Origin of the sequence: Paenibacillus sp. FSL A5-0031, from assembly GCF_001956295.1 — a bacterium.
GTDB lineage: Bacteria > Bacillota > Bacilli > Paenibacillales > Paenibacillaceae > Pristimantibacillus.
The window spans coordinates 59,098-70,909 of the sequence record NZ_MRTD01000021.1 but is presented as its reverse complement, the minus strand read 5'-3'; the positions used below and the strand labels follow the sequence as shown (position 1 = coordinate 70,909).

Below are 11,812 nucleotides of genomic sequence, written 5' to 3'. Positions count from 1 at the left end.
AAACGAAGCTTGACGGTGTTTTTAAGGAGGATCAAGTATGGCGTACAAGCCGGAATTGTTAGCTACCGCTGCATCTATAGAAGAGCTGGAAAGGCTCATGGCAGCAGGCGCGGATGCTTTTGTCATTGGCGAAGCACGCTACGGTATGCGATTAGCAGGAGAGTTTAACAAAGAAATGATAGCGCAGGCAGTAAAGCTCGCTAAGCCTAAGGGCGTGAAGATCTATGCTGCCCTTAACAATCTTATGGATAATGAAGCAGCGGATTCATTAAATGATTATGTAACCTCGCTTGCTGAAGCTGGCGTTGATGCACTAGTATTCGGCGACCCTGCGGTCTTAATGGCTGCTAGGCTGCATGCCCCAGGCATGGCGCTGCACTGGAATGCTGAAATGACCTCAACTAATTATGTTACAGCTAATTATTGGGGCCGCAGAGGTGCTACTAGATATGTGCTCGCACGCGAACTCAATATGGAACAGGTTTGCGAGACAACGGCTAGTACAGAACTTGAGGTTCAAGTACATGTGCATGGGATGACGAATATTTATCATTCGAAGCGTTCGCTTGTAGAGAGTTATATGGAACATCAGTCGGAGACGGATCGGCTTCCGGAGAAAGACAAGGATCGCGGGCTTTATGTGATGGAAGCGGAACGGCAGGACGAGCGTTATCCAATCTACGAAGATGCGAACGGCACTCATATTATGAGCTCGGATGATGTTTGTATGGTAGAGAACCTTCATGAGCTGCTGGATGCTAAAGTAACCAGCTTGAAGATTGAGGGATTAATGAAATCTACCGAGTACAACGAAATTGTTGTGCGTTCATATCGGCAAGCAATCGACGCCTATTTGGCTGATCCAGAGGGCTACATTTTCCAAGAGGAATGGCTTGACGCGATTAAGAAAGTCCAGAATCCGCAGCGAGAGCTGAGTTTTGGCTTCTTCTTCAAAGAGCAAGTCTATTAATAAGTTAATGCTTACGAAGTGAGTTTTGCTTCGCAAAACCAAAGTTAATGCTTACGAAGTGAGTTTTGCTTCGCAAAACTTAGGAGGTACACATAGTGACAACAATTGAGAAGACGACACCTCGCTATCAAGGCAAACGCCATCGGCTGGACAAGCCGGAGCTGCTCGCACCAGCCGGAAATTTAGAGAAGCTGAAATTTGCGATTCATTACGGAGCTGACGCGGTTTATATCGGCGGTCAAAAGTACGGCTTGCGCTCCAATGCAGACAATTTCAGTTTTGAAGAAATGAAGGAAGGCGTTGAGTTCGCGAGCCGCTATGGTGCAAAGGTGTTTGTCGCGACAAATATATATGCGCACAATGAGGATGTAGAAGGACTTGAAGACTACTTGCGCAATCTAGAAGCAGCAGGAATCTCAGCTATCATTGCCGCAGATCCTGCCATTATTGAAACGGCGCAGCGAGTAGCTCCTAAGCTTGAGGTTCATTTGAGCACGCAGCAATCTACGCTGAATTGGCAGGCTGTGCAGTTCTGGAAGGAAGAAGGCTTGCCACGCGTTGTGCTGGCCCGTGAAACGAGCTTTAAAGACATTGCAGAAATTAAAAAAAATGTTGATATTGAGATCGAAGCGTTTATTCATGGAGCTATGTGCTCATCTTTCTCTGGTCGCTGCGTATTGTCTAATCATTTTACGGATCGTGACTCCAATCGTGGAGGCTGCTGTCAGTCATGTCGCTGGAAATACGATTTGTTTGTTGACGATATGCCAATGTACCCGGAAGAAGAAGATAAGTTTACAATGGGCTCCAAAGATCTATGCATGATTGAATATTTGCCGGAGCTTATTGAAGTTGGCGTTGACAGCTTCAAAATCGAAGGACGAATGAAAAGTATCCACTATGTGGCGACGGTCGTTAATGTTTATCGTCAAGCGATTGATGCGTATTTTGCTGATCCCGAGCATTTCGAGCTGAAGCAGGAATGGGTGGATGAGATAAATAAAGCTGCCAACCGTCCGTTAAACACTGGGTTTTTCCTTGATACACCGGGTGCGGAGGATCATATTTATGAGCCAGAGGAAAAAGCAGCGCCATATGATTTTGCAGGAGTAGTAGTAGATTATAATGATAAAACGGGTTTTGCGATCGTGCAGCAGCGCAATCACTTTAAACTCGGACAAGAAATCGAATTTGTTGGTCCGAAGGGTACTTTTTTCAAGCAAACGGTAACCGAAATTACGGACACAGACGGCAATGCGCTTGATGCGGCTCGCCATCCTTTGCAGCATATTCGCATTCGTACGTTAAAGCCGGTTAAACCGATGGATATGATGAGAAAGAAGATCGGGAAGAAGTAAATAGGCAAAACATGACTAGAGTCTTATTTTTTTAGAAAATAAGACTCTTTTTTTTGTATTTATTATTATGAAATGACAAGAATGTGTCGATATAAAATAATATACTGTAAATACATATTTCGGCAAGATGCGCTAGCAGCAAACGTACTATTTTGGACTTACAATATTAAAGGCGGTGTCTTCCCTCATGGAAAACCAAGAAGAACAAAAAAAGAAGAAAACAAAGAAACAGAAACAGGAAAAAGAGCAAAATAGCACAAACGAAATTAAGTCAGGTACAAGTATGAAAGCGTCATCAAAAATACAATCTTTATCACAGGCAGCAAAGGCCGCGACGGTATCTGTAAAAGGCACAAAGCTTTCAAACCCGATTAAATCAGTAGGAACGAAACTATTTACGATTATCTTTTGCAGTATTATCGCGTGTGTATTGACAGTAGGTCTAATGGCTTATTCAAAGTCGAAGTCGATTATTGAAAATAAAGTTTCAGAAGCGAGCTTTCAAACGATCAATCAGGTTGCAAACAATATGGACGTTATTTTCAAGACGTATGAGGATTTATCGCTGCAAATATTAATTGACAAAAGCTTTCATGAAATTGTAAGGAAAATGCTTGACGGCGGTGACGATTTCAGCAAATTTGAGGCATCGCGTAATTTAAGCGACAAAATGCAATCATACGTTATGGGTAATAACACGATCGTTTCCATGATGCTGCTGCCAGTAAATCCGAATCTGACGGTCGTAACATCAGGCAGGGCAACTACTGGCACGGCGGAGAAATTAATGAATACAGACTGGTTTAAAGAAACTGTCGCAAATGCAGGGAAAACAAACTGGATTCCGCCTCAGCCTGAAGGCATGTCAGATCCAGCAGGCGGTCCCACCATTGGCTTGAGTCGACTCATCAAAGATATAACTTCAAGTGAAGCATCTTATGTATTGCTGCTAGAGGTGCAAGCTTCAACGCTTGCGAAACGCTTCGAAGAAGTTAACCTTGGTGAAGGCAGCCAGCTTTCGATCGTGAATGCAAACGGTGAGTATATTACAAATGGTGATCCTGAATTGGTAGGCCAGCCAGCCAGCATTACATTCCCAACCGAAGGCGATAAAGCGCTTGAGGATTCGTCGAAAATGAAAACGACAAACGGTGCTGAGGTTCTGGCTACATACAAAACATTCGAAACGATGAACTGGAAGCTGCTAGGCACGGTACCGGTAAAAGAACTAGTGAAAGATGCTAAAGCGATTCAAAATTTGACATGGATTACAGTATTTATCGCAGCACTTATTGCAATAGCAATCGGTATTCTCGTAATTATGACGATTGCACAGCCACTGGTTAAGCTTCGCAACCTAATGACTGAAGGAGCAAGCGGCAACCTGACCGTACGATCTGTCATGAAAAAACGCCAAGATGAAATTGGTGAGCTAAGCGACAGCTTTAATCTTATGATGACGCAAATAACTGCTCTAGCAGTACAGACGACAAGATCAGCTGAGGATGTACTGGTTACAGCTACTGAGCTCGGAGACGCTTCTCGGAAAACAGCTATTTCTGCTAAGGAGATTGCAGTCGCAACAGAGGAGATCGCGGGAGGAGCAACAAGCTTAGCTGTTGAAGCGGAGCGAGGTTCTGACCTTACAGGAAACATCGATGTTCAAATGAAAAAAGTTATTGCAGCCAACGAACAAATGGTGAACTCTGCGCAAGCCGTTGAGAAAGCAAGTGAGCAGGGAACAAACTATATGGGCGTACTTATTCAAAAAACGAGCATGACGGAAGAAATGACCCGTTCTATGGTAGAGAAGGTTGATGCTTTGAAGGAAAGCACAGGCTCTATCGTAAAAATTCTAGACGTACTCAATAGCTTAACGAAACAAACGAACATCTTGTCATTGAATGCGACGATTGAAGCTGCTCGCGCAGGCGCAGCAGGAAAAGGCTTTATGGTCGTTGCCGATGAAATTCGCAAGCTGGCGGACCAAAGCCGCCAATCCATTGACGTTGTTGGTCAAATCACGGAGAAAATTAGAGGAGAGATTGACGAGACGGTTCATGTTTTGTCCGATGCTTATCCGTTATTCCAAGAGCAGATCGGTTCTGTAAAAGAAGCGAATCAAATTTTCTTAACCGTTTCTGGTCAAATGGGAGAACTAGTTAAGAAGCTGGATCTCGTTACGGATTCAATCGGGCAATTGGATGAATCGCAAGTCGTATTAGGCGAAGCGATGACTAACGTGAGTGCAGTAGCTGAAGAATCTTCCGCTACATCAGAAGAAGTCGCATCACTTAGCACAGAACAACTAAGCATTAGCGACGGTATGGTGCGTTTGTCGGAGAAGCTGGATACGGTATCTCGTGAGCTTAAGGATTCACTTTCTAAATTTAAAATTAATTAGCAATCACGGTATCCTATTAAATGGTTAACATTGAAGGAAGAGCTATTCAGGCAGTTAATGCTGAACAGCTCTTTTTTTGTTGTAGAAAATAGAATGGATGTTTGAAGGAGAGCCGCGGAAGGAGATAATGAACGTATAACAACGATTTCAGCGCTTATCAAACATTAGGCAGCATTAAAAAGGAGCTTTCGCAGGATGAGAACGGGACATGATTAAACGAATAACAATGGCTGCTTGTTTCATTAGTTTAATAATGATGCTTTATATTGGCCGCTTAGCTTGGATTCAATTGATGCCTGGAAGCTCCTCTTCAGCGGTCCTTTCTCCACTCGCAAACCGGGGAGGATGGCAACGGCTGTCAGTTCAGCAGCGTCAACGAAACTTGATGCTGGACACAGGCAGAGGCGACTTCTATGATCGCTATGGAAAGCCGATAACAGGTGAAACTTACTCGGCCGTTGCTTTATTTCCCGTACGGGCAGAGCTGCGCGGTCAAGAAAAGAGTTTAGCTGAGCTTAGCCGCATACTAGGCGTAACCATGGAGCAGCTGCAGCAGAAATGGGATGCTGTGCGAGAGCCTGTGTTTTGGAAGGCTGATGGGATGCAGGCGCCTTTGCGACTGACAAATGATCAAATTACCCGCCTAAAAAAACTTGAGCTAAACGGTATACGTGTGCTTCCTTATCGCAATCGCTATTTGCCGGATTTTGATGCAAAGCATCTGATTGGCTTTACAAGCCAGCATCCTGAGTGGCTGCAGGTTAACCATGCGGAAGATCTCGTAAGCGGCAAAAGAAAGCTAGTAGATCAGGTTGGCGGGTCGGGTCTTGAGAAATCGCTGGACAAGCTGCTGCATGGAGTAGGGGCTACTTCTGTTTCCTACTTCCTCGATGGACGTAATGCTCCAATGCACGGCCTTGATATGCGGATTACGCAGCCTGGCAATCGATATTATCCACTTAAAGCGATGACGACGATTGATTTGCAGCTGCAAAACGAAATCGAAGCATATGTGGATGCACAAGGCTTGCAAGAGGGAGCAATCGTTGTGCTGGATGCGAGCAATGCGGATATTGTAGCGATGGTATCGCGGCCGCAATTGAAGCCAGGACAGTTCCAAAGCTCCGACGGCAGCGAGTGGGCTAATCATGCAATCAAGGCGGTCGCTCCCGGCTCTGTGTTCAAGCTAGTTGCGGAAGCAGCTGCGCTGGAGGCGGGTGTAGTTAATCAGCATGAAACGTTTTTTTGCAATGGTGAATACGGCAAATATGGCTTATCCTGCTGGAAGGAAGGCGGACACGGCCGCTTGACGCTCCAAGAGGGCTTGGCGCAATCTTGCAATATTGTGTTTGCAACGCTGGCTGAGCGGCTTGAAGCTAAGCAGTTGAAGCGGACCGCAGACTTGCTCGGGATAGGGCAGCAAGCAGGCTGGCATCGCGATGAAGCTTTTGGCCCCTTTTCATCGCCGCTGAGACTGCTTGAGGAAGAAGATCGCGGACAGCTGTTTGCAGCCGTTAAGAGCAAGCTCGCTTGGAATAGCGGCGGTGAGATGGGTGAGCATGAGCATGAGCACGAGCATGAAAATGGCAGTGGCAATGACAATGACAATGGCTTTGGCAGTGGAAGTGGCAATGATAACGGTAATGGGAATGAAAATGGCCAGGGGAACGGCAACGGGAAGCGTAATGCGAAGCGGAGCGGGAAGTTTGATGCGGCGCAGCAAGCGCGGGAAGAAGCAGCCATGCTGGCTGGCGTAGATGGCGGCGTGCTCGCGCAAAGCGCGCTTGGGCAGCGTGATGTAAGGATGTCGCCGCTGCAAGCGGCAAATCTGATTGTAACGCTGCTGAATGAGGGGCGCGTAATGGAGCCGCGCCTAGTGAGTGAAATCCGCTATGCCAACGGCCAGCGGATGGTGAAGCTGCCCGCGCAGCGCGCGCAAGCGATCCGTGGCCGGATTAAACCGGCCACGGCGCATGCGCTGCTGCGCGGCATGCAGGCGGTCGTCGACCATGGAACCGGTCGATCGATCCGCCAAGGGCTGTGGGCGATTGCCGGCAAATCCGGCACCGCCGAAACGACTCAGGCCGGAATCGCCCGCAACCACCAGTGGTTTGCGGGCTACGGCCCGGTCAAGGCTCCACGATACGCCGTAGCGGTCCTCGTGGAGAACAAGCCGCCTGGGAGCTCGCACCAGGCGACTAAGCTCTTTCGCGGCGTCATGGATATCGCCGCACGCCATTCCAAATAAAATGAGCCACCCCATTGCAGACGAATCAACGTTCGTTTGCAACGGGGTGGCTCTGTTTTATTTGCGTATTATTGTTCCTTGATGTCCTTGTTATTGATTTTCACCGATATACTGTCAGTGTCGTCCGGCTTGTCCGAAGGGTTGTCGTATTCCCCCTGCGGAGCGTGAATCCAGCGGTGGAAATAACCTTGATCATACAGCGCTTTGATTAAGATCATAAGAATAGGTGATAATATGACACCTGCGACGCCAAAGAGCGATAAGGATACAATCATGAAAGCGAGCATTGTAAAGGCGGATACGCCTAAGGAGTCGCCTGTAATTTTTGGTTCAAGAATTTGGCGTGTAAGCACAACTGCGAGAAAGAGGACGGACAGCCAAATGGCAAGCGAGACTTTGCCGACAATAATTAAGTAAATAATCCATGGGATAAAAATAGTGCCTACGCCGAGCAGCGGCAAAATGTCGAAAATGGCCGATACGACTGCTATGACAAAAGCGTTTTCTACGCGCAGCAGAAGGAGCGCGATCAAAATAACGACAAAGGTGATACTAATCATCTTGGCTTGCGCTTTAATATATAACGCGATTCCTTTAAATACATTGTTTCTAAGGAAGAAAAATGCCGTTTTGAAGGTGTTTGGCGTTTTGTCCTCGGCTGTCTTTTTCCAAGTCGTAATTTCGATGCTTAAGAAATAAGCTAATATAATCCCAACTACAAAATTAAAGATGAAAGTTGAGAAGGATGTGACGTACCCGATGATGCTAAGCAGTACAGTCTTCCCAAACAATGCTAAGGTTGAAGAAGCACCTTCAATGAGGTCTTTGGAGCGCTGAACCAAATCCAAATCTGCGGGCAGATTCCCAAATCTGGTTTGCACCTCTTCAGTCAGATTAGCGATTTGAACAGCGAGCATTTCTTGATATTTCGGGAAGTTGTTAACGAGCTCAGTTCCTTGCTTCGTAATCAGGTAAGCTGCGCCTGAGAAGGCGGTAAGTAAAATTAAAGTGAACAGCAGAATCGAAATGCCGGAAGCGATCGATTTTTTCATGCCAAGCTTATTTAGACGCCTTGCCAGCGGCTCAATACATAAGAAAATGAGAAAGGATAAAAATATAGGCGTTGCGATTCGGTACAAATAGCTGAAAGAAAACATAATTAAATAGACAGTTAGTGCAATGAGTGCGATGTCAAAGGCGGTTCGCCAATACTTTTTGTAAAAGGGCAGCATAATGTTTCTCCTTCTTTTTCCATATTCATATTTCCATAAAGATTGTACTATAGTTTTTAAAAAGATGCCTATTTTTAATTGCGTTATGCTACAATTAATACTACTGTTGTTGTTTTGTACCGCTATTTATTCGTCGACTAAATCATATAACGGTGGGGAAAACAAAATGGAAAATTTGCTGTTATGGGGATTATACGTAGCATCCTTCTATGCGTTTCTTCCTGGCCTCATTAGCCGTACTTTTGGCTTTCGTGTTTTTAAGAAGGGCCGTGTGGGAAACGAAATATCTTTAACGTTCGATGATGGGCCAGATGAGATTTATACGCCGCAATTGCTCGATCTTCTTGCCCGCTACAATGCGAAGGCAACCTTTTTTGTTGTCGGCTCACATGCCGAGGGACAAGAAGAGCTGCTGAAGCGGATGAAGGATGAGGGTCACAATATTGGTGTCCATAATTACGTTCATAAATCGAACTGGTTAATGCGTCCGAGGACGGTTAAGCGCCAAATCGAGCGTACGCTTGACATTATTGAGCATGCTACGGGAGTGCGATCGACTTATTATCGCCCGCCATGGGGAATCGTAAATGTATTCGATTATGCGAACTTAGGCCATTTGCAAATTATTTTGTGGTCGGCAATGTTCGGTGATTGGCGGATACGTTTAGGGTCAGAACGATTGAAAAACCGGATGATGAAAAAGCTTCGGCCAGGTGAAGTCATTCTGCTGCATGATTGCGGCATGACCTTTGGGGCGGACAAGGATGCACCGAGAAATATGCTTACGGCACTTGAGGCTTACTTAGAAGAAGGTACGAAGCAAGGTTTCCGCTTTGTTGGCATTGAAGAAATGATGAAGCGATCTGAAGCAGCGCGTGCTGCTCATACATCACTCTTGAAGAAAGCGATGATATCGCTTTGGCTGACATGGGAGCGTCTGTTTCACGTCGTTTTCCGTTTGAAAACGGTTGGTGATGTGAAGGATGCAGCGTTTCATTACCGGGTGACCACATACACTGGTCAGGACATTGAGTTAGCAGAGGGAGGACGCGTCTCAAAGGGAGACCGTATTGCAGAACTGCATTTTGACAACAAGAAATTGTCGATGATTGCAGCAACCTCAAAATCTCCTGTAGCTACAGGTATTCGCATGCTGCGTGAAGTGGAGCAAGCTCTTCCGATGCTCGCAAATCAGCTTGCTGAAGATACAGATGCGAATGACATCAAAGCGGTATATGGGGTTACAATGATCCATCGCGGGGCTGATCGATTAGGATTTGAAATATTTCAGCTGCCTGAGGGCTGGTTTGCCAAATCATCGCGTGTGTACTTGCGTGTATTGATTAAAGTATTAACGAACACGAAGCAGACTTCTCAGAGCAAGAAGAAAAGAGAACTGATCTCGCCGCGTATGCTGTTAATGCCCGTCGCAACGATTAGGTCCTATGCAACGGCACAGCTGAACATGATTCAAGATATAAGCCAGACAGTAGAGAGAACTTTAAACGCAGCAGCCGACGAAGCTGCGCAGTTAGGTACAAAAACAACAGCGATTTAATGTTGAGATATAAATGACATTTATCCAAATGAATGTTAAATAAATAAAGGAGTGCAGGCTGTTTCCAGCCTGCACTCCTTTTGTTTAAATATAAGAAAAGTTATCTATTGCTCCAACTTATCTTTTCGGTCAAAGCTGCTTCATCATCCAGAGGATGCTGAAGGCGATAACTACATTTTCATTACGCCGCCAGTACTGGCAGATGTAACAAGGTGAGCGTAGCGAGCCAAGTAGCCGCGCTTGATTTTTAGCTCGAAGCCTTTCCATTCGGAACGGCGTTTCTCGAACTCTTCGTCGCTAATAAGAAGATCCATCGTACGGTTGTTCATGTCGATCTCGATGATATCGCCGTCTTGTACGAAAGCGATAGGGCCGCCTTCAGCTGCTTCAGGAGAAGCGTGGCCGATGCTGATGCCGCGAGATGCGCCGGAGAAACGTCCGTCTGTAATGAGGGCAACCTTAGCGCCGAGTCCCATACCAACGATTTGCGAAGTTGGTGCAAGCATTTCTGGCATACCAGGGCCGCCGCGTGGTCCTTCGTAACGAATGACTACGACATGACCTTCTTTGATTTTTCCGTTAGCGATGCCGTGAAGCGCTTCGTCTTGGGAATCGAAACAGATAGCAGGACCTTTGTGGTAGCCGCCAACGGACTTGTCAACTGCACCTGTTTTGATAATAGCGCCGTGAGGAGCCAGATTACCAAATAGTACAGCCAAACCGCCGCGTTCTGTATGCGGGTTGTCGATGGTATGAATAACATCGGTGTCTTGGATTTCACAGCCAATAACATTTTCACGAAGCGTTTTGCCAGTAACGGTAATGCAGTCACCATGCAATGCGCCTTCTTTCTTGAATAGCTCATTAAGGACAGCACTTACGCCGCCTGCATTATGCACATCTTCAATGTGATAATCGGATGCAGGAGCGATTTTTGCCAAATGCGGTACGCGTTCAGCCACTTCGTTAATACGCTCAATTGGGTACTCGATTCCAGCTTCATGCGCGATTGCTAGCGTGTGAAGAACTGTGTTTGTTGAGCCGCCCATTGCCATATCTAGAGCAAATGCATTGTCGATTGTATCTTTTGTAACGATGTCGCGAGGTTTGATGCCTAGCTCGATGATTTTCATCAATTGGCGAGCAGCGTCTTTAACGAACTCTTTGCGTTCTGGAGAAACAGCAAGAATCGTGCCGTTACCAGGCATTGCAAGTCCCATGCCTTCTGCCAAGCAGTTCATGGAGTTTGCAGTAAACATACCGGAGCAAGAGCCGCAAGTCGGACAACCGAATTGTTCAAGCTCCATCAGTTGATCGTCATTGATTTTACCGGCTTGATGAGCGCCTACGCCTTCAAATACGCTGGAGAGTGAAATCGAACGACCATCGGATGTTTTGCCGGCTTTCATAGGTCCGCCGCTTACAAGCATAGTCGGGATATTGACGCGAAGTGCGCCCATGATCATGCCTGGTGTAATTTTGTCACAGTTTGGAATACAAACCATACCGTCGAACCAGTGAGCATTTACGACTGTTTCAATGGAATCGGCAATAATTTCACGGCTAGCAAGTGAATAACGCATACCGATGTGACCCATTGCAATACCATCATCAACGCCGATTGTGTTAAATTCGAAAGGAACGCCGCCAGCTTCACGGATCGCTTCTTTAACGAGCTTGCCGAACTCCTGTAGATGAACGTGACCAGGAATAATATCAATATACGAGTTGCAAACCGCGATAAACGGCTTGTCGAAATCTTCCTCTTTTACGCCTGCGGCGCGAAGCAAGCTGCGATGCGGTGCGCGGTCGAATCCTTTTTTGATCATGTCTGAACGCATTCTTTTGGCCGCCATGTAAGTTCCCCCTATATGCTTATTAAAATATCAATACTCTCGATTTTATCACAACGGACAGGCGTTGGCTATAACGTCAGCCGAAAGGCGTTTCACAAATAAATGTTAAAAAAACATTAAAAATGGCTTAAACATTGTGATATTCCGTGAAACAATAGGACATCATGCAGGTTAATCATGTATAGT

At 46.1% G+C, this 11,812-nt stretch carries 7 protein-coding genes; 5 read left to right on the top strand and 2 right to left on the bottom strand.

Annotated features, from left to right (window positions below; translation table 11 throughout):
- Nucleotides 1–37 precede the first annotated feature (37 nt).
- The 4 genes from BK120_RS28115 (at nucleotide 38) to BK120_RS28100 (ending at nucleotide 6,980) form a co-directional block, all read left to right on the top strand.
- The gene (locus BK120_RS28115; RefSeq protein ID WP_076270811.1) at nucleotides 38–970 is read left to right on the top strand and encodes a peptidase U32 family protein; all 933 of its coding nucleotides are present in this window, start codon (nucleotides 38–40) and stop codon (nucleotides 968–970) included.
- 95 nt (nucleotides 971–1,065) lie between these two features.
- A complete protein-coding gene (locus BK120_RS28110) occupies nucleotides 1,066–2,328 on the top strand; it encodes a peptidase U32 family protein (RefSeq protein ID WP_083682555.1) in 1,263 nt (420 codons plus the stop codon).
- 187 nt (nucleotides 2,329–2,515) lie between these two features.
- Nucleotides 2,516–4,732 carry a methyl-accepting chemotaxis protein gene (locus BK120_RS28105; RefSeq protein WP_256711050.1) on the top strand — a complete coding sequence of 739 codons (2,217 nt, stop codon included), beginning with the start codon at nucleotides 2,516–2,518 and terminating at the stop codon, nucleotides 4,730–4,732.
- A 208-nt stretch (nucleotides 4,733–4,940) separates the two neighbouring features.
- Nucleotides 4,941–6,980 carry a peptidoglycan D,D-transpeptidase FtsI family protein gene (locus BK120_RS28100; RefSeq protein ID WP_076270810.1) on the top strand — a complete coding sequence of 680 codons (2,040 nt, stop codon included), beginning with the start codon at nucleotides 4,941–4,943 and terminating at the stop codon, nucleotides 6,978–6,980.
- Nucleotides 6,981–7,048: 68 nt separating this feature from the next.
- Here BK120_RS28100 and ytvI read toward each other — a convergent pair whose 3' ends face one another.
- Entirely contained in the window at nucleotides 7,049–8,212 is a 1,164-nt protein-coding gene (gene ytvI / locus BK120_RS28095; RefSeq protein ID WP_076270809.1) for a sporulation integral membrane protein YtvI, read from the bottom strand.
- A 166-nt stretch (nucleotides 8,213–8,378) separates the two neighbouring features.
- On the opposite strand from ytvI, the gene BK120_RS28090 reads away from it, so the two are divergent.
- Nucleotides 8,379–9,770, top strand: a complete 1,392-nt coding sequence (locus tag BK120_RS28090; protein WP_076270808.1) for a polysaccharide deacetylase family protein — start codon at nucleotides 8,379–8,381, stop codon at nucleotides 9,768–9,770.
- A 170-nt stretch (nucleotides 9,771–9,940) separates the two neighbouring features.
- Here the strand turns inward: BK120_RS28090 and ilvD are convergent, their stop codons facing one another.
- On the bottom strand, nucleotides 9,941–11,626 hold the full coding sequence (ilvD, locus tag BK120_RS28085) for a dihydroxy-acid dehydratase (protein WP_076270807.1): 1,686 nt from the start codon (nucleotides 11,624–11,626) through the stop codon (nucleotides 9,941–9,943).
- Nucleotides 11,627–11,812 lie beyond the last annotated feature (186 nt).

What these genes read in the sequence shown, in the direction of transcription:
- BK120_RS28115 (WP_076270811.1), top strand. Translation starts at nt 38, where the DNA reads ATGGCGTACAAGCCGGAATTGTTAGCTACCGCTGCATCTATAGAAGAG.
- BK120_RS28105 (WP_256711050.1), top strand. Translation starts at nt 2,516, where the DNA reads ATGGAAAACCAAGAAGAACAAAAAAAGAAGAAAACAAAGAAACAGAAA.
- BK120_RS28100 (WP_076270810.1), top strand. Translation starts at nt 4,941, where the DNA reads ATGATTAAACGAATAACAATGGCTGCTTGTTTCATTAGTTTAATAATG.
- ytvI (WP_076270809.1), bottom strand. Translation starts at nt 8,212, where the DNA reads ATGCTGCCCTTTTACAAAAAGTATTGGCGAACCGCCTTTGACATCGCA.
- BK120_RS28090 (WP_076270808.1), top strand. Translation starts at nt 8,379, where the DNA reads ATGGAAAATTTGCTGTTATGGGGATTATACGTAGCATCCTTCTATGCG.
- ilvD (WP_076270807.1), bottom strand. Translation starts at nt 11,626, where the DNA reads ATGGCGGCCAAAAGAATGCGTTCAGACATGATCAAAAAAGGATTCGAC.